Origin of the sequence: Paenarthrobacter sp. UW852 (genome assembly GCF_024608385.1) — a bacterium.
Lineage (GTDB): Bacteria > Actinomycetota > Actinomycetes > Actinomycetales > Micrococcaceae > Arthrobacter.
The window spans coordinates 20022-37610 of the sequence record NZ_JAMSGY010000006.1; the positions used below are offsets into that span (position 1 = coordinate 20022).

Consider the following 17589-nt stretch of genomic DNA (forward strand, 5'->3'; position numbering starts at 1 on the left):
GTCAGTTGTCCGCACGGCTCTTTTCAGAGGGGGTCTGAGATCCGTATTCGCTGGCAGCCCACGACGCCAGCAGTTGCAGGCGTTCCGCCGACGGCGACCCAGGCTCTGCCGCGTAGATCGTCAATGTGAGCCCAGGTTCGGCCGCCATCTCCAGGCCCTCATAGGCGAGCGTCATCTCACCGACGATCGGGTGGTTAAACGTCTTGAACCCCGTTCCGTGGTGGCGGACGTTGTGCGCGCCCCAGCGTGTGCGGAAGTCATCGCTGCGGGTGCTGAGTTCGCCAATGAGATCGTGAAGGTCTTTGTTGTGCGGGTCCCTCCCGGCCTCAGTGCGAAGGATGGAAACAGTGACCTCGGCGAAGGCATCCCAGTCGGGGTAAAAGCCGTAGGCCCGTTCATCCAGGAACGTGAATCGCGCGATGTTGGGCGGCTGGCCCGGCATGTCGTAGCAGTCCTTGTAGAAAGCCCGGGCCAACGGGTTGACGGCCAAGAGATCCATGCGGCCATTGCGGACGAAGGCGGGGCCGGCCGTAATCGCATCGAGCGCCCACTGCAGGCTCTGGTGCGGCACATAGGACTTTGCGTTCCGGCGCCGGGGTGGTCGCGCGACTGGGCTCGCTGCGTGGGCCAGGTCAAAGAGGTAGGCGCGTTCCGCGTCGTCCAAGCACAATGCCCGTGCCAGACTCTCAAGCACTTGGGGCGATGCACCGCTGATGGCACCGCGCTCCAAACGTGTGTAATACTCAACGCTCAGTCCGGCAAGAGTGGCCACCTCACTGCGCCGCAATCCCTTGACCCGCCGATTGGAACCGGTTGGCAGTCCAACCTGCTCCGGCGCCACGTGTGCTCGCCGGGTGATCAGGAATTCACGTACTTCGGCCCGATTGTCCATGTCTTCACCATAGGTCCGGACCGGCTGCCGAGGGAGTCCCTCCCAGGACCACCTACGGTCGGGACTCCGGCCGGACACCAGCACAAGGCCAACCCATGAGTCCGCCAAGTCCCCTGGAGCCGCACCAGAGTGCCGGACGCAGCACCTGAGCGTCATGACGGCCGCGAAAACCCAGTACGCTGCTAGGCTCCGATGCTGACACTCCAGGAGGAAACACCGTGGGATTTGCCGAAGAACTCAGGAACCGGTCCGCCGAGGATTGGGACGCCGCCGTCACCCATCCGTTCGTTGACCAACTGCTGGACGGGTCCCTCCCCGATGAGCAGCTGCGCCGCTATCTTGTCCAGGATTACCAGTTCTGCGATGCGTTTACCGCCCTCCTCGGCCAGGCCGTGGCCTCGGCGCCGTCGTTGCCCTCACGGCTGGTCTTTGCCCGCGTCTTGGGCGCTTTCGCGTCGGATGAGAACACGTACTTCCAGGACTCCTTCGATGAGCTGGGCGTGCCGGAACGAGAACGACGGTCCCCCGTCCTTGCTGCCACAACCACGGAATTCGATGCGCTCATGCGCGACGCCCTGGCCACCCGGTCCTATCCAAACGTCCTGGCGGTGCTGCTGGTGGCCGAATGGCTTTACGGCGACTGGGCCGGACGCGCCGGAGAACCCGCCACCTGGCCTGCCGAATCCAAGCACGCCGAATGGATCCGCCTTCACAACAATCCCGAGTACAACGCGTGGGTGAGCTGGCTGCGGGACGAGTTCGACGCCGTCGAGCCTTCAGAGCCGCAGGAGCGTCAGCGGGTTGCCGCCGTCTTCGCCGAGGCGGTACGGCTGGAGCGGGCGTTCTTCGACGCCGCACTTGCCCCGGCTGCTCTTCGCTAAGCGGCTTCCGGACGGTGCAACTGAGTTCCACCAGGCCTTGCTTCTTCAGGGAAGTCCGCTGCTTCATCGGAGCCCCGGCAGCCCTCGGGAGTCCCCGCCGGATCCATCCAGTGCCAGCTCTCGGGGCAGTCGTCGTTGTCGCAAAATTGCCAGGTCATGGGTCCCTCGTCGTCGCATGTTCTTGTGTCCTCTAAGGAAGAGGCTCGAACAACCGGGAAGTAACGAAGGAAGGACCGTGAGCTGCGCCCTATTTATCCGGCCGAGGTAAAGGCGAAGATCAGCGCCGACCCCAATGACAGGATCCCGATGCCGTAGCCCACAACCAAAGCGCCGATGGCGAACGCACGTCCGCGTTCGCTGCGTTGCTGGATCTGGTTCAAGGCAACGTGCCCTGCCCCAACGACGAACACAGCGATGACTGCCATGCCGGCGAAGAACAGCCCCACCAGGGCGACGACGGCCATCGCGGCTGCCACGAGGGCCTGCCGGTTGATCGGCTGGGTGGACGCTTCAGTGTGGTTAGTCTGAACGATCTCCGTTGACATGTTCTCTCCCCATTCGTAAGTGCCCCGAGTCTATCCACGCTGCACCCAAATACCAGGCAGCCCCGCCTGTGGTGTCCGAGGACGTTGCCGGCCCGCTAATCCGTGGTTGGCCAACGACGGAATAGCAGGCCGGCGACGGGTAGTCGCGGGTTACCTGTGCTTGAACTCAGGTTGGCGCTTCTCGCTGAACGCGGCCATGCCTTCCTTCTGGTCCTCGGTGGCGAAGAGCGAGTGGAACACCCTGCGTTCGAACACGACTCCCTGGGCCAGGCCCATCTCGAAGGCCGCATTGACCGCTTCCTTGGCAACCATCGCAGCGGGCTTCGACTTGGACGCGATGGCTTCGGCCGCCTTCAGGGCCTCGTCCACCACCTCAGCTGCAGGCACGACACGCGAGACCAACCCGGAACGTTCGGCTTCCTCCGCATCCATGAAGCGACCCGTCAGGATCATGTCCATGGCCTTGGCTTTGCCAACGGCCCGTGTCAGCCGCTGGGAGCCACCCATGCCGGGGATTACTCCCAGGTTGATTTCCGGCTGGCCGAACTTGGCATTGTCTCCGGCGATGATGAAGTCGGCCATCATGGCCAGCTCGCATCCCCCGCCCAGGGCAAACCCGGACACAGCGGCGATGACCGGGATCCGCAGCCGTGTGAGGTCCTCCCAGTGCCGGAACCAATCCGCGGCATACATCTCCATGTAGCTCTTGGAGGACATCTCCTTGATGTCGGCGCCAGCAGCGAAGGCCTTGATGGAGCCGGCAATCACCACGGCGCCGATGCCGGGATCGGTATCCATGTCCCGCACCGCGGAAACGAGTTCGTTCATGAGTGCCGTGTTGAGCGCATTCAACGCCGAGGGCCGGTTCAACGTCACCAAACCAACCCGTCCCCGCTGCTCCACCACGATGTTCTGGTACTGCTCCGTCATGCGCTCCCTCTCGCTAATGCTCATCAGGCCAGACTCTCACACGGACTTTTCGCGGATATCGGTGATGATGCCCGAGAAATCCCTGCCAGCACCTTCCCCGGCCGCATAGGCGTCGTAGATCCGGGACGCCAGTGGCCCCATTTCCGCGGCAACGCCCGTGCTCTCCAGCGCGTTGAGTGCCAAGCGCAGGTCCTTGGCCATCAACGCACCGGCAAACCCCGGCTGGTAGTCACGGTTGGCGGGGCTCGTGGGGACAGGGCCGGGAACGGGACAGTTGGTGGTCAGCGCCCAGCACTGCCCGGAAGCGTTGGAAGCGACGTCGAACAACGCCTGGTGTGTGAGCCCCAGCTTCTCGCCCAGCACGAAGGCCTCGGAGACGGCAATCATGGACACCCCCAGGATCATGTTGTTGCAGACCTTAGCGGCCTGTCCTGCGCCATGGTCACCGCAGTGCACGATCCGTTTGCCCATCAGTTCCAGGATCGGTTTCACTGTTTCAAAGTCTTCCGGCAAGGCCCCCACCATGAAGGTCAACGTTCCCGCTTCGGCGCCCACCACACCCCCGGATACCGGGGCATCCACGGAACGGTGACCGGCTTCCACCGCGATCGCCGCAGCTTCCCGGGCCTCATCGACGTTGATGGTGGAGCAGTCCAGGAACAGGGTGTCCGGGCGTGCGACGGCCAACAAGCCGGGCCCTCCGACACCCCGGTAAGCGTCCAGGACGTGCTTCCCGCTGGGCAGCATGGTCAACACCACGGATGCCTCCGCCACTGCCTCCGCCGGTGTGGCCGCCATGGGTATGCCGTGTGCTGCAGCTGCCTCGACGGCCGCCGGAACCGGGTCGTAACCGATGACGTCATGCCCGGCCTTGATCAGGTTGGCAGCCATCGGCCCACCCATATGGCCGAGTCCCAGGAAAGCGATGCGTCCCGTTGCCGATTCTGCGTTATCTGTCATGTCGTCTCCTTCAAAATGGCTGCTGGACACTGTCTGCTCACTGCTGCCTACTTCGCTTGGGCAGCCACGCTGGCGAGCCCCAGTTCGCGTTCGCCAAGCGGCGCGAAGTAGCTTTCGACGTCGGACCGCTGGACTTCTGCGAGCGTCGGCGGTTTCCACTGCGGGTTGCGGTCCTTGTCCACCACCTGCGCACGGATGCCTTCGCGGAAGTCAGGGCCGGCCAGGCAGCGAAGCCCCACCCGGTACTCCTGGTCCAGCGCTTCCTCGAGGGATAACCCCTGGACCCGCCGCAGCGATTCCAAGGTGACCTTCACGGACGTCGGCGACTTCGCCTCGATGGTGTCCGCCGCGGCAGCAGCTTCAGCACCCGCAGAGCGCAGGCTCCGGACGATCTCTTCGGCGTCGTCCTGGGCGTAGGCTGCGTCGATCCACCCCTGCTGGGCGGCAAGTGGCGAGTCCGGCGCGGCTTGGGCAAAGCGCTCGACGGCGGCCGCCGCCGTCGAGCTTTCGAGCGCTTCCGCCAGCGCGGGGAGACTGTCGGACGGGACGAAGTGGTCCGCGAGCCCAAGGAACAGGGCGTCCGCACCGGACAGGTGCGCACCCGTCAGCGCCGCGTGGGTCCCGGTCTCCCCCGGGGATCGTGACAGCAACAGGGTGCCGCCGACGTCGGGCACGAACCCAATGGTGGTTTCGGGCATGCCGGTGCGGGTCCGTTCGGTGACGACACGCACGGAACCGTGCGCCGAGACACCCACACCACCACCGAGTACCAGCCCGTCCATGAAGGCGACATAGGGCTTGGGGTAGTGCGAGATCAGCGCGTTGAGCCGGTATTCGTCGGCCCAGAATTCTGCTGTTTCCGTCCCACCGTGGAGCATGTCCTTGTAGATGGCCACGATGTCGCCGCCGGCGCACAGCCCGCGGTCACCGGCGCCGCGCACCAAGACTGTGGCGACGGCGTCGTCGTCGGCCCAGGCGGTCAGCTGCTGGAGCATGGCCTTCACCATGCCGGCGTTCAAAGCATTGACTGCCTTGGGGCGGTTGAGCGTGACGACGCCGAGGTGTCCGCGGCGTTCGAATACAACTTCTTCTTCTTCCTGCGTGTCCCCCATCAGCTGCCTGCCGGCATCACGAAGCTGGCGCCCTGGCGGATACCGGAAGGCCACCGCGACGTCACGGTCTTGGTCTTGGTGTAGAAGCGGAAAGCGTCGGCGCCGTGCTGGTTGAGGTCGCCGAAGCCGGAAGCCTTCCAGCCGCCGAAGGTGTAGTAGGCAATGGGCACGGGAATGGGGACGTTGATGCCCACCATGCCCACCTCGACGCGGCTGGCGAAGTCGCGCGCGGAGTCGCCGTCGCGGGTGAAAATTGCGACGCCGTTACCGAACTCGTGCTCGCTGCAGAGCCTGAGCGCTTCGTCATAGTCAGCCGCCCGCAGCACGCTGAGAACGGGCCCGAAGATCTCTTCCTTGTAGATCTTCATGTCCTTGGTGACGTTGTCGAAGAGCGTGGGGCCAACCCAGAAACCGCCGTCGTAGCCGTCCACCGTAAGGCCGCGACCATCGGTGACCAAGGTGGCGCCCTCGTCCACGCCGGACTGGATGTAGCCTTCGATCCTCTCCTTCGCGGACGCAGCCACCACGGGCCCGAAGTCCGAGTCCTTGTCCAGGCTGTGGCCAACCTTCAGGTCCTTCACGCGCTCGGTCAGCTTGGCCACCAACGCATCGGCGGTTTCCTGCCCAACCGGCACCGCCACGGAGATCGCCATGCACCGTTCGCCTGCGGAACCGTACCCGGCACCAATGAGGGCGTCGGCTGCCATGTCCAGGTCGGCGTCGGGCATGATCACCATGTGGTTCTTGGCCCCGCCGAAGCACTGTGCCCGCTTGCCGTGCGCCGCGGCCGTGGCGTAGATGTACTGGGCGATCGGAGTGGAGCCCACGAAGCCGATTGCCTTCACGCGGGGATCCTCGAGCAGCGCGTCCACGGCTTCCTTGTCGCCGTTGATCACGTTGAACACGCCGTTGGGCACGCCTGCTTCGCTGTACAGCTCTGCCAGGCGCAGCGGCACGGAAGGATCGCGCTCGGACGGCTTAAGGATGAACGCATTACCGGCTGCGAGCGCCGGGCCGGACTTCCAGAGTGGAATCATTGCCGGGAAGTTGAAGGGGGTGATGCCCGCAACCACACCCAATGGCTGGCGCAGCGAATGGACATCGATCCCTTGGCCGGCGTTGTCCGAGAACTCGCCCTTGAGCAGATGCGGAGCACCTGCCGAGAACTCCACTACCTCGATGCCGCGCTGGATATCGCCCTTGGCGTCCGCGAACGTCTTGCCGTGCTCGGAGGACAGGAGCTTGGCCAGCTCATCCATGTTTTCGTTGACCAGGTCCACGAACTTGAGCAGGATGCGTCCCCGGCGTTGCGGGTTCATTGCCGCCCATTCGAGCTGGCCCTTCTCGGCATTTGCGACGGCGTCGCGGACCTCGCCAGCGCTGGCCAGCGGGAGCCGGGCCTGGACTTCGCCCGTGCAGGGATCGTAGACATCGCTGAACCGGCCGGACGTCCCGTCGATCCTCTGGCCGTCTACGTAGTGTGAAAGCTCGCGCACCATGGTGGAATGCTCCTTTGCATCGTGAATGACTGCCGTGCCGCCGGGTCTGGGACCCAGGCGGGGAACACGTGACCAACTGTGATCCAGGTCATCTCTGAACCCGAATATACTCGGACTTCCTACTAATTTCCAGAGGGCCGTTTTCCGGGTGTGGCCGCCCCTAGTGGACTTCCTTCATCCCCTTGTAGGCCTCCAGCGCTTCCGCCCGGGTGGTCTTGAGATCCACGATCCCGTCCGGGTAGTCCGGCGTGCCGAACTCGGGAATCCAGTGGGCAATGTACTTCCCCTGGGGATCGAACTTGACGCGTTGGGCCTCCGGGTTGAAGATCCGGAAGAACGGGGAAGCGTCCGCTCCGGAGCCGGCCACCCACTGCCAGTTGGCGGGGTTCGACGCCGGGTCGGCATCCACCAGGGTGTCCCAGAACCACTGCTCCCCCAGTTGCCAATGGATTCCAAGGTTCTTCACCAGGAAGCTGGCAGCAACCATGCGGACCCTGTTGTGCATCCAGCCGGTGTGCCACAGTTGCCTCTGCCCGGCGTCAACCATGGGGAAACCGGTGCGGCCCTTCTGCCAGGCGCGGAACTCCTCAGGGGCGGACTCGTGGCCCGGGTGCTTGCCGCCGCTGCCGTTGGAGCCGGGCCAGGCCCAAGGGAAGCGGTCAAATTCAGTGCGAAGGTTGGCCGTGGCCAAGTGCGGATTATGGAAGTACTGGTGCCAGCAGAACTCCCGCCAACCCAACTCCGATGCGTAGATCGAAGCACTTTCGGAGCGCCGGGAACCCAGTGCGTGCCACACTTGGAAGGGGCTCAGCTCACCCCAGCGCAGATACGGTGACAGGCAGCTGCTGCCATCGGTATCGGGACGGTTACGGCCCTCGCTGTAGTTGGAAAGTCCCTTGTCCACGAATGCCGCCAGGCGCTTGTGCCCGGCGGCGGCCCCGGGCGTCCACATCTCCGCCAGCCCTCCGGCCCAGTCGGGCTTTTTGGGCAGCAAGGACCACGATTCGAGGTCATCGTAGGCCGGCAGCTCGCCGCCGAAGCCATGGCCCTTCTGGGGAACAGCCAGGGGCTCACGGAATTCCTGCGCGGAAATCGTCCGCCAAAACGGTGTGAAGACCTTGTACTGGCCACCGGTCTTAGTGGTGACCTCCCACGGCTCGTGGAGCAGCGAGGCCTGGAAACTTGAGACGTGCAGTCCGGCCTCGCCCGCCCACGACTTGATGCCGGCGTCGACTGTTCGCTCGGCGGAACCGTAACGGCGGTTCCAGTACAACGCGCCGGCACCTATCGCCGTCGTCGTCTTCCGGACCACCTCGCCGGCCGGTCCGCGGCGCAGCAGCAAAGGAATGCCAAGGGCGGCAAGGTCCTCCTTGAGCGCTGTGAGCGAGTGATGCAGCCACCACCTCGCGGCACCACCGTGGGGGCGGATGCCGGGCGATTCTTCGTCGAGGACGTACAGCGCAACGGCCTCGCCGTCGTCGACGGCGGCACGTAACGCCGGGTTGTCGGCCACACGGAGATCGTCACGGAACCAAACGACGGAAGGCTTCACATCTTTCCTCTCAGTGGGCGACCGGAAAATGGGAACAGCCCATGCCCCTATCAAAATCCTAGGGGCATGGGCTGTTCGAGCTGTTAAGCCGGGGTCAGGCGATGGAAGCGACGTGTTCCTGCTCCATGACTTCCTGCACGGCAATGTCGGTGGCGGTTTCGGTCCACATCGGTACGGAGTTGACCACGTAGTCACGTGCTGCTGCGCCAACCATGCTCATACCCGGGTAGACCCGCTGGCCGTTTTCCTTGACCTGCTTCAGTCCTTCAAGGGCCAGGGCTGTCTTCAATGCGGAGTCGGGAATGGGGACTTTGCGGCCGAGAACGCACCAACTGATGTACAGGCCATAGAGTGTGTCAAAGTCCAGGCCCTTCTCATTGTCGTCCTCGAACACCACGGAGTCGCGCAAGAATTGGCTAATTTGAGTGTCGGTCATTTCTTGGGGCCTCTTCGGAGAGAAGTAAGGGCCGCCGGGCTGCATCAGCGAATGTCCTATTTGCCTACTATAGCCCTCTTCCGGCTACCCGGAAGAGGAAAGCAGATTAACTCTTGGCGTCGGGCATCCTCTGAGGGGTCATCATCGGAGCCACGAACTTGGAACGGTCAGGCATCAATCACCAAGTCCGATTGTGCAGTGGAGCAGCAGGGCAGGAACTTGCCGGCATCGATTTCCCTTTTCCGGATACCGCCCTGGTGGTTCATCTCGATGTCGCCCGAGAGCTTGACCACCTTGCAGGAACCACACATGCCTTCCTTGCAATTCGCGCCGATCCTGACACCTGCGCGCTGGGCCACCTCAAGGATGTGCTCGGTCGGGTCGATCCGCACGTTGATGCCAGTGCGCATGAAGGACAACGTGAGGCTTCCCGTTCCAACCGTGTCAAAGCTCGAAGCATCAGGTGTTGCAGCCTCGGGCGCGGCACCTGCGGCGGAACCGCCGTCGTCCGCTTCGGAAGCCGCGTCTCCGGCGTCGTGGGTTTCCAGGGTGAGCCCGGACGCTTCCATCGTGCCGTCGGCATCGTAGCCGGGCTCGTAGAGACCGAACGCAGCCGGCTGGCTCTCAAAGTAGTCCTCGGCCGAATCGGCGATCTCATCCGCGATTTCCTCGGCAATGTCAGCCGCAATCGCCAGCTCTGCCTGGTACTCGAGGAGTGTCTGGCGGTCGCCGGTAAAGAATTCCATGTAAATGGACGTGTCATCGACGCCCACCTTGTTCAGGAGCTCCGTGGCTGTATTCAGGTAACCCTCCGGACCACAGGCGTACACCTGCCTGCCGTTGGCATCAGGGGCCACCTGGTCCAGCATGGCCGCCGTCAGCCTCCCGGTGAAGCCTTCCCAGCCTTCGGGCTTGCTGCGGTCGCCCAGGGAGTAGAAAACACGGATCCGCGAGTCCACGGAGGCGATATAGGCCAGCTCCCGATGGAAGGCGAAGCCGCCGGCTTCAGCCCCGTGGTAAAGGACCACGACGTCGGCATGGCCGGGCAGCGAATGGATGGTCCGGACCATGGACATGATGGGCGTGATGCCTGCGCCGGCGGCCAGCAGCAAGTAACGGGCGCGCCGGTCGGCGTCGGGCAGGTGGAAGGCTCCCACGGGACCGAGCATCTCCAGCACTGTGCCGGGCTTGACGTTTTCATGCACCCACGGCGAAACCAGTCCACCGGCGTCGCGCTTGACGCTGATGCTGAAGGTCCAGGGCTCGGTGGGGGAACTGGACAGCGAGTAACTGCGGTCCACCGGGTCCTGGTCCTCGCCGTTCACAGGGAACGCGACGTTGACGTACTGCCCGGCGCGGAATGCCAAGGGCGCACCATCGCAGCGTCGGAAGACGAAGGTCATGAGTCCGCCCGCTTCAGGAACGGTCTCCACGCATTCAGCCATGAACTCCTGCGGATGCCACGGACCCAGCGCACGGGCGGCACGGGCTGGCGCCTCAGCACTTCCCATCACCCTGTTCCACGGCATCTCAAGGCCGCGGATGCGCTGTGGCTCCTGGATGGCCGTCTCAGTAAGGAGTTCCATCACGCCAGGTGCTCCTGGACCCGCTGTACGTACCAGTTGATGAAGGCCTCAACCTGGTACTCGCTCTTCATGTACGGGCCGGGCTCATACGCAGGGCTGCCGGCGCCTGTCTGGCAGAGCTCCACGAATGCCTTGTCCTGCAGGTTCGTCTGCTTCCAGGTGTAGGTCAGTTTGTCCAGGTCATAGTCCACGCCTTCTACGGCGTCATCCGCTACCAGCCAGGTGGTGCGGACCAGGGACTGGTGTTCGTTGATCGGGAAGACGCCGAACGTGATCACGTGGTCGCCCAGGAAATGGAACCAGCTGTTGGGCTGCAGGTGCATCGAGCAGCGGCCGAGCCGGAAGTCCGGCAGGTCGCCGAGCAGCTTCTTGGAGAGCCGGCGGCCGTCGGCGGAGAACGATTCGCCCTCGCCGTCCAGGGATTCGCGGGAGATGCGGATACCGGCAATGCGGGTGTCGAGTTCCTCAACCACCTCGTAGGGAAGGCCGTAACGGCGGCAGCGCTCTTCCAGCGAGGACTGTGCTTCCTTGTTGCGGTCCCACACTTCCTCGAGGTGGGCCGGGATCAATCCCTCGGTCAAGCCCCACGTGGGGAACAGCGAGCACGCGAGCTCCGGGTGGCCGTCGCAGTGGTAGCACTCACGGTTGTTCTCCATGACGAGCTTCCAGTTGCCCTCTTCGATGATGTTCTGCTGGTAGGCAATCTTCGTCTTGGACAGATCGTGCGGCGCCAGGTAGGGCTCGAAGATCTTGGCGGTCTCGTCAAAGTCGGTGGGCGGTTCGTCGGCGATGCAGACAAAGATGAGTCCGGCCACCTCGCGGCTGTGGGCGCGCTTGAGGGCAAAGCAGTTCTTATCGAACTTCGCCTCTCCCGGTGCTGAAGCGTGGATCAGGTTGCCCTCGGGCGAGTAGGTCCAGGAGTGGTAGCCGCACACCAGGTTTCCCGTGGAGCCGGTGGATTCGGTCAGGACGCGGGCGCCGCGGTGGCGGCACACGTTGTGCAGGACGTTGACGCCGCCGTCGTCGTTGCGCAGCACGATCAGGGAGTAGGGGCCGTAGTCCACCGTGATGTAATCGCCCGGTTCCGGCAGTTCGGCAACGCTTCCGGCAAAGATCCAGTGCTGGCCGAAGATGGCTTCCATGTCGATCTTGAAGATCGTGGAGTCCGTGTAGAAGGGGGCGTCCAGGGAGTACCCCGGGCGGCGGAACTCGAACAGCTCCGAGATTTCAGCGAGCTGCTCGGCGGGCAAGGTGGAAGCGAGTTTCCCGCGTGATTTGAGGGGTGAGTTCACTGGAGCAGTCATGGGGTTCCTCCCGGGAGGCTAAATAAGTACGTGTTTGGGGATGCCGCCGGTGCTTCTTTGCGCCGGGCGTTGTCGAAGTCTTCGTAGTACGAGATTAGGGACCATCGACCTGCAACAAAAGCGCAACATTTAGGAGATAACTCTGCACATTCGGTGCATGATGGGTGCATGATCGATCCACGGCTGATTACCCTCCGGGTTTTTGCCCGCTGCGGCACCGTCGGGGCAACCGCGGAACTCACCGGGTACTCTCCCTCCGCGGTTTCCGCGCAGCTACGCGAGCTCCAGCGCATGCTGGGGATGCAACTGCTCACTAAGGACGGCAGGGGCGTGCGCCTGACCGCCACCGGCCGCTTCCTCGTCTCCGGCTCGGACACCCTGATCGCGGATTGGGAGAACCTGCGGGCCGCTGCCATGAAGGCCGGCGACCAGGTCCAGTCCCACTTTGGCCTCGGCGGATTTTCGACGGCGGCAGCCCAGTTGCTCGCGCCGCTGGCCGCCACGCTGCGGTCAACACGGCCCCTCCTGGAGGTGCAGGTGCTGGAGGCCAACCCCTCACGCTGCTTCGACCTGCTGGTGGCGGAGCGGATCGACCTCGCGGTCATTGTTGCCATGCAGTCCGACAACTACGGCGAAGACGATCCCCGCTTCGAGCAAACGGTCCTGCTTGACGATCCCCTGGACGTGATCATTCCGGCAGACCACCCGCTGGCAGCCCGCGCAAAGGTGACTCTGGAAGAACTGGCATCGGAGCCATGGATCACCGAGGCGGCGGGCTCCACCTACCACTCACTGTTCACTGCGGCCTTCACGGCGGTCGGAGTGACACCACGGATCGCCCATGAGGCCGTTGAATGGGAGACCCAGATCGCGTTCGTGGGTGCGGGGCTGGGCGTCGGCCTTTTGCCCCGCCTGGCGCCCCTGCACGGTGCCGAAAATGTGGTCCGGCTACGGATCACCGGGAAGGGCAAGCCCGCACGCCGCATCGTCGCTGCGGTACGAAGGGGAAGCATGGGCTCGCCCCTGATCAAGGAGTCGCTGGATATCCTCCACAAGACGGCGCAGCGCATCCTCATGGCCCGGCCCGAGGATGAGGCCTGAGCCAGGGACCCTCGCTGCAGGGCTAGGCCCACACCTCGTAGCCGGTGGACTGGTCAAAGAGCTTCCGCCGATCAGCTCCGTGCGCTGCGATCCAGAGGACGGAGTCATCAGCCGCCGCCTGCTCCACCACCCCGGTCATTACGCGGTCGCCCGCGAACCACACTTCCACCACATGTCCCGTCAGCTGGGCCCAGTCCTTGCGCAAGGCCCGCCCTTGCACCGTCCGGGCCGGCTTTGTCTGCGGCATCGGACTCACCGGCCGCGCTCTGCGAGGCGGTGGGGATGGCGGATCTCGTCGAACGTGATGCCGACCATCGACTCATCGAAAAGTGGTTCTCGTGTATTCATCTGATACTCCGGGAAATTGGGGGACGCCATCACAAGCACCGGAAGGACGCTGGGTAGCTGCCAACGCTCTTCTGATATCCGAGTGATATATTAGTGAAGTCAGTATGCAAGCGGCTTCTCCCTGCGTCAACCATGTCCCGGGAGCCACCGCGCGAATGGGAAGACTGCCCCTAGGCCGCGAACAATGCCTGACGGACGGCGCGCTCGAATCCATTGACGTGGACCCTGGCGAGCTCGGCAGCTTCATCTTCGTTGCCGTCGATCACGGCTTTCAGGAGATCCAGATGCTCGCGGACGTGATGTTCGAGATCCGGCAAGCGGTCCAGCACCATGCACCAGATACGGGTAGCCAGGTTGTCATAACGGATCAGGATGTCTTCCAGGTGCGGGTTCGCCGCCGCCGCGTAGATGCCCTGGTGGACGCTTGCGTCGAGTCGTAGCGTCTCCACTACCGAGGCGGCACTGACATCAAATTCCTCCACAGCCCGCATCACGCTGCGTAGTTGGTCCCGGGTGGCAGCCGACGCGACGCGCGCCGCCCGGGCTGCGGCAAGTGGCTCCAGCTGCGCCCGGATTTCGGAGATGAAAGCAAGATCGGTTACCTCCACACGGGTGGCGAATGTTCCGCGCCGCGGGTAGGTAATCACCAGGCGGTCCAGTTCCAGCCGCTTCAGGGCTTCCCGAACGGGAGTGCGCCCGACTTCCAGTTCCTTGGCGAGTTGCTCATCGTTGAGGATGTCCCCGGGTTTGATTTCGAGCATCAGGAGTCGATCACGAAGCCGTTCATAGGCCACGTCAGCCAGCGATTTCCTGGTGGCGTCGCCGATGCTTGCCAGAGTTCCAGTTGCCAACGCGCCAACTCCTTTTTCAAGAACGGGAAATCTATTGACCTGCCTTGGACACCAGTATACGCTGATTTCCAATCCTAATATATCAGTTCATGTCCCAAGAATATATCTAGGCAAAACATCCCAGGAGGACCCATGACCCTCGTAGCTTCAGACCCCCACCTCAGCACTCTTCCGGCTGAACGCGGCCAGCTCAATGACGAGCAGGCGCAGAAGTTCGTACTCACACTGTCGTGCGTCGAACAGCCCGGCATCGTGCAGGCAGTCACCACCTTCCTCTTCGACCGGGGCTTCAACATCGAAGAACACCAGCAGTTCGACGATAGCCTGCGCCAGACCCTGCACCTCCGCACGGCCTTCTCCGGTGCCAAAACCTTCACACCGGAACAGCTTGAGGACGAGTTCCGCTCCATCGCGGACCGTTTCGACATGAAGTTCAGCTTCCACGGCGAAACCAAGCAACGGGTCCTGGTGATGGTCTCCAAGTTTGGCCACTGCCTCAACGACCTCATCTTCCGCTGGCGCGGAGGCAGCCTTGGCGGCGAGCTGGTGGCAGTTGTCTCCAACCACGAGACACACCGCGCCATGGCGGAGGCAGCAGGCCTGCCTTTCATCCACGTTCCCGTCACCGCGGACACCAAGACTGAAGCGGAGCAGAGGCTCCTGGACCTGGTGGACGAATACGAGGCCGACCTCGTGGTCCTGGCCCGCTACATGCAGGTCCTCTCCGACGATTTGTGCCGCAAGCTCGAAGGCCGTGCAATCAACATCCACCACTCCTTCCTGCCCGGCTTCAAGGGTGCCCGCCCCTACCACCAGGCCTATGACCGCGGAGTGAAGCAGGTGGGTGCAACAGCCCACTACGTCACGGCGGAACTGGACGAGGGCCCGATCATCGAGCAGGAAGTCATCCGCGTGGACCACAGCTACGGTCCCAATGCGCTCGCCACCGTGGGCCAGGATGCCGAAGCCCTTGCGCTTTCCCGTGCCGTCCGCTGGCACTGCGAACACCGGGTCCTTCTGGACCAGACCAGCACGGTCGTCTTCCGCTAACCACCCCGCCCCAGCCCCACGAACTTCAGCAGGAGAATTTTCCATGGCAACCACGCCTCGCATTGTCATCATCGGAGCCGGGATCGTCGGCACCAACCTCGCCGACGAACTCGTCACCCGTGGTTGGAACAACATCACCGTCCTGGACCAGGGACCACTGAACATGCCCGGCGGCTCCACCTCGCACGCGCCGGGCCTGGTCTTCCAGACAAACCCCTCCAAGTCCATGGCACTCTTCGCCAAGTACACGGTGGAAAAGCTCCTGTCCCTCACGGAGGACGGCCAAAGCTGCTTCAACCAGGTGGGCGGCCTTGAAGTTGCCACCACCGAAACCCGCTTGGCGGACCTCAAGCGCAAGCTCGGCTATGCGCAGGCGTGGGGCATCGACGGCAAGATCCTCTCCCGTGAAGAGTGCAAGGAGCTTTACCCGCTCATCAACGAGGAAGACATCCTCGGCGGACTCCATGTACCCACCGACGGCCTGGCCTTGGCCGCCCGCGCCGTCCAGTTGCTCATCAAGCGCACCGAAGCCGCCGGCGTGAAGTACATCGGCAACACCGAGGTGACTGGTATCGAGCAGTCCAACCGCCGCGTCACCGGCGTCGAAACTGCCGACGGCGTGATCCCGGCGGACATTGTGGTGTCCTGCGCCGGCTTCTGGGGCGCCAAGGTGGGCGAGCTGATCGGCATGTCCGTTCCGCTCCTGCCGCTGGCCCACCAGTACGTCAAGACCACGCCGGTCCCCGCGCAGAAGGGTAAGAACGAGCTCCCCAACGGCGCGCGGTTGCCCATTCTGCGCCACCAGGACCAGGACCTTTACTACCGCGAACACGGCGAGCGCTACGGCATCGGCTCCTACGCGCACCGCCCCATGCCCGTGGACCTGGACGAACTCGGCAGCTACGAGCCCAGCAGCATCAGCGAACACAACATGCCGTCGCGCCTGGACTTCACCCTGGAAGACTTCCTTCCCGCCTGGGAGGCAACCAAGCAGATCCTTCCGGCATTGCGCGAAAGCGAAATCGAGGACGGCTTCAACGGCATCTTCTCCTTCACCCCGGACGGCGGCTCCCTGGTGGGCGAGTCCAAGGAAGTGGATGGTTTCTTCGTTGCCGAGGCCGTGTGGGTCACCCACTCCGCCGGCATCGCCCGCGCGGTGGCGGAGCTCCTGGTTGACGGAAAGTCCAAGATCGATCTTGGCGATTGCGACATCCACCGCTTCGAAGAGGTCCAGCTCACGCCGGAGTACGTCAGCGAAACGTCCCAGCAGAACTTCGTGGAAATCTACGATGTCCTGCACCCGCTCCAGCCCAAGCTCTCCCCCCGCAACCTCCGCGTCAGCCCCTTCCACGCCCGCCACAAGCAGCTTGGTGGCTTCTTCCTGGAAGGCGCCGGCTGGGAACGCCCGTACTGGTTCGAGGCGAACGCCGAACTGCTCAAGGAAATGCCGGACGAGTGGCAGCCGCCGGCCCGTGATGCCTGGTCCGGGATGTTCAGCTCCCCTATCGCTGCGGCGGAGGCGTGGAAGACACGTACTGCTGTTGCCATGTACGACATGACGCCGCTGAAGCGCCTGGAAGTTTCGGGTCCCGGAGCCCTGAAGCTGCTGCAGGAACTGACCACCGGCGACCTCGCCAAGAAGCCCGGTGCCGTCACCTACACCCTGCTCCTGGACGAAGCCGGCGGCATCCGAAGCGACATCACTGTTGCCCGCCTGGATGAGGAGACGTTCCAGCTGGGTGCCAACGGCAACATCGACACCGCCTACTTTGAGCGCGCGGCCCGCCACCAGACGGCCAGCGGCAGTGCCAGCGACTGGGTCCAGGTCCGCGACACCACCGGCGGCACCTGCTGCATCGGCCTGTGGGGGCCCCTTGCCCGCGACCTCATCAGCACCGTCAGCAGCGACGACTTCACCAATGACGGGCTGAAGTACTTCCGTGCCAAGAAGGTCACCATCGGCGGCGTCACCGTCACCGCCATGCGTTTGTCCTACGTTGGCGAACTTGGCTGGGAGCTCTACACCAGCGCGGACAACGGCCAGCGGCTGTGGGACGCGTTGTGGAAGGCCGGCCAGCCGTTCGGCGTCATCGCCGCGGGCCGCGCAGCTTTCAGCTCCCTGCGACTGGAAAAGGGCTACCGTTCCTGGGGCACGGACATGACCACCGAGCACGACCCCTTCGAAGCCGGCCTCGGTTTCGCCGTGAAGATGACCAAAGAGAACTTCATCGGCAAGGCGGCCCTGGAAGGACGCACGGAGGAAGGCTCTGCCCGCCGCTTGCGCTGCTTGACCGTCGACGACGGCAGGAGCCTCGTGCTGGGCAAGGAACCGGTGTTCTACAAGGACCAGGCGGTGGGCTACGTGACCAGCGCGGCCTTCGGCTACACGGTCCGCAAGCCGATCGCCTACGCCTACCTGCCTGCGGCCGTTTCGCTGGGAGACTCGGTGGAGATCGAATACTTCGGACGCCGTATCCAGGCGACCGTCACCGAGGACCCGCTGTACGACCCCACCATGAGCCGGCTCCGCGGCTAGTACACG

General features: G+C 63.9%; 16 protein-coding genes. 4 read left to right on the top strand and 12 right to left on the bottom strand.

Features of this window, described 5'->3' with window-relative positions; translation table 11 throughout:
• Position 1 precedes the first annotated feature (1 nt).
• Positions 2–892, bottom strand: coding sequence for a helix-turn-helix transcriptional regulator (locus NEK97_RS11720; RefSeq protein WP_257370099.1), 891 nt, complete (start codon positions 890–892; stop codon positions 2–4).
• Positions 893–1110: 218 nt separating this feature from the next.
• Here NEK97_RS11720 and NEK97_RS11725 point away from each other — a divergent pair, with 218 nt between their 5' ends.
• Positions 1111–1773, top strand: a complete 663-nt coding sequence (locus NEK97_RS11725; RefSeq protein WP_257370100.1) for a TenA family protein — start codon at positions 1111–1113, stop codon at positions 1771–1773.
• A gap of 251 nt (positions 1774–2024) precedes the next feature.
• Here the strand turns inward: NEK97_RS11725 and NEK97_RS11730 are convergent, their stop codons facing one another.
• From NEK97_RS11730 to NEK97_RS11770, 9 genes are all read right to left on the bottom strand, one after another.
• Complete coding sequence (locus NEK97_RS11730; protein WP_257370101.1) at positions 2025–2318, bottom strand: DUF4190 domain-containing protein; 294 nt, start codon at positions 2316–2318, stop codon at positions 2025–2027.
• A gap of 150 nt (positions 2319–2468) precedes the next feature.
• Positions 2469–3248 carry an enoyl-CoA hydratase gene (locus tag NEK97_RS11735; RefSeq protein WP_257370331.1) on the bottom strand — a complete coding sequence of 260 codons (780 nt, stop codon included), beginning with the start codon at positions 3246–3248 and terminating at the stop codon, positions 2469–2471.
• Positions 3249–3284: 36 nt separating this feature from the next.
• Entirely contained in the window at positions 3285–4208 is a 924-nt protein-coding gene (gene mmsB / locus NEK97_RS11740) for a 3-hydroxyisobutyrate dehydrogenase (RefSeq protein WP_257370102.1), read from the bottom strand.
• 47 nt (positions 4209–4255) lie between these two features.
• Positions 4256–5320: an enoyl-CoA hydratase/isomerase family protein gene (locus NEK97_RS11745; RefSeq protein ID WP_257370103.1), complete on the bottom strand. Its 1065-nt coding sequence runs from the start codon at positions 5318–5320 to the stop codon at positions 4256–4258.
• Positions 5320–6819: a CoA-acylating methylmalonate-semialdehyde dehydrogenase gene (locus tag NEK97_RS11750; RefSeq protein ID WP_257370104.1), complete on the bottom strand. Its 1500-nt coding sequence runs from the start codon at positions 6817–6819 to the stop codon at positions 5320–5322. The genes NEK97_RS11745 and NEK97_RS11750 overlap by 1 nt, the downstream gene beginning before the upstream one ends.
• Before the next feature lie 160 nt (positions 6820–6979).
• A complete protein-coding gene (locus NEK97_RS11755; RefSeq protein WP_235521396.1) occupies positions 6980–8371 on the bottom strand; it encodes a deoxyribodipyrimidine photo-lyase in 1392 nt (463 codons plus the stop codon).
• Between the two features lie 94 nt (positions 8372–8465).
• Positions 8466–8807: a hypothetical protein gene (locus tag NEK97_RS11760; RefSeq protein WP_257370105.1), complete on the bottom strand. Its 342-nt coding sequence runs from the start codon at positions 8805–8807 to the stop codon at positions 8466–8468.
• Positions 8808–8974: 167 nt separating this feature from the next.
• Complete coding sequence (locus tag NEK97_RS11765) at positions 8975–10396, bottom strand: ferredoxin reductase (RefSeq protein WP_257370106.1); 1422 nt, start codon at positions 10394–10396, stop codon at positions 8975–8977.
• Positions 10393–11697, bottom strand: a complete 1305-nt coding sequence (locus tag NEK97_RS11770; RefSeq protein ID WP_257370107.1) for an aromatic ring-hydroxylating dioxygenase subunit alpha — start codon at positions 11695–11697, stop codon at positions 10393–10395. The genes NEK97_RS11765 and NEK97_RS11770 overlap by 4 nt, the downstream gene beginning before the upstream one ends.
• Positions 11698–11865: 168 nt before the next feature.
• Here NEK97_RS11770 and NEK97_RS11775 point away from each other — a divergent pair, with 168 nt between their 5' ends.
• The gene (locus NEK97_RS11775; protein WP_257370108.1) at positions 11866–12798 is read left to right on the top strand and encodes a LysR family transcriptional regulator; all 933 of its coding nucleotides are present in this window, start codon (positions 11866–11868) and stop codon (positions 12796–12798) included.
• Between the two features lie 22 nt (positions 12799–12820).
• Here the strand turns inward: NEK97_RS11775 and NEK97_RS11780 are convergent, their stop codons facing one another.
• Both NEK97_RS11780 and NEK97_RS11785 read right to left on the bottom strand, forming a co-directional pair.
• Entirely contained in the window at positions 12821–13045 is a 225-nt protein-coding gene (locus tag NEK97_RS11780) for a hypothetical protein (RefSeq protein ID WP_257370109.1), read from the bottom strand.
• Between the two features lie 271 nt (positions 13046–13316).
• Positions 13317–13997: a GntR family transcriptional regulator gene (locus NEK97_RS11785; RefSeq protein ID WP_257370110.1), complete on the bottom strand. Its 681-nt coding sequence runs from the start codon at positions 13995–13997 to the stop codon at positions 13317–13319.
• A gap of 132 nt (positions 13998–14129) precedes the next feature.
• Here NEK97_RS11785 and purU point away from each other — a divergent pair, with 132 nt between their 5' ends.
• Positions 14130–15047, top strand: a complete 918-nt coding sequence (gene purU / locus NEK97_RS11790) for a formyltetrahydrofolate deformylase (RefSeq protein WP_257370111.1) — start codon at positions 14130–14132, stop codon at positions 15045–15047.
• A 43-nt stretch (positions 15048–15090) separates the two neighbouring features.
• Positions 15091–17583 carry an FAD-dependent oxidoreductase gene (locus tag NEK97_RS11795; protein WP_257370112.1) on the top strand — a complete coding sequence of 831 codons (2493 nt, stop codon included), beginning with the start codon at positions 15091–15093 and terminating at the stop codon, positions 17581–17583.
• The last annotated feature ends 6 nt before the right edge of the window (positions 17584–17589 follow it).

Bases quoted from the DNA above. Each gene is read 5' to 3' on its own strand.
- NEK97_RS11720 (WP_257370099.1), bottom strand. From the start codon at position 892: ATGGACAATCGGGCCGAAGTACGTGAATTCCTGATCACCCGGCGAGCA.
- NEK97_RS11730 (WP_257370101.1), bottom strand. From the start codon at position 2,318: ATGTCAACGGAGATCGTTCAGACTAACCACACTGAAGCGTCCACCCAG.
- NEK97_RS11735 (WP_257370331.1), bottom strand. From the start codon at position 3,248: ATGACGGAGCAGTACCAGAACATCGTGGTGGAGCAGCGGGGACGGGTT.
- mmsB (WP_257370102.1), bottom strand. From the start codon at position 4,208: ATGACAGATAACGCAGAATCGGCAACGGGACGCATCGCTTTCCTGGGA.
- NEK97_RS11745 (WP_257370103.1), bottom strand. From the start codon at position 5,320: ATGGGGGACACGCAGGAAGAAGAAGAAGTTGTATTCGAACGCCGCGGA.
- NEK97_RS11750 (WP_257370104.1), bottom strand. From the start codon at position 6,819: ATGGTGCGCGAGCTTTCACACTACGTAGACGGCCAGAGGATCGACGGG.
- NEK97_RS11760 (WP_257370105.1), bottom strand. From the start codon at position 8,807: ATGACCGACACTCAAATTAGCCAATTCTTGCGCGACTCCGTGGTGTTC.
- NEK97_RS11770 (WP_257370107.1), bottom strand. From the start codon at position 11,697: ATGACTGCTCCAGTGAACTCACCCCTCAAATCACGCGGGAAACTCGCT.
- NEK97_RS11775 (WP_257370108.1), top strand. From the start codon at position 11,866: ATGATCGATCCACGGCTGATTACCCTCCGGGTTTTTGCCCGCTGCGGC.
- NEK97_RS11780 (WP_257370109.1), bottom strand. From the start codon at position 13,045: ATGCCGCAGACAAAGCCGGCCCGGACGGTGCAAGGGCGGGCCTTGCGC.
- purU (WP_257370111.1), top strand. From the start codon at position 14,130: ATGACCCTCGTAGCTTCAGACCCCCACCTCAGCACTCTTCCGGCTGAA.
- NEK97_RS11795 (WP_257370112.1), top strand. From the start codon at position 15,091: ATGGCAACCACGCCTCGCATTGTCATCATCGGAGCCGGGATCGTCGGC.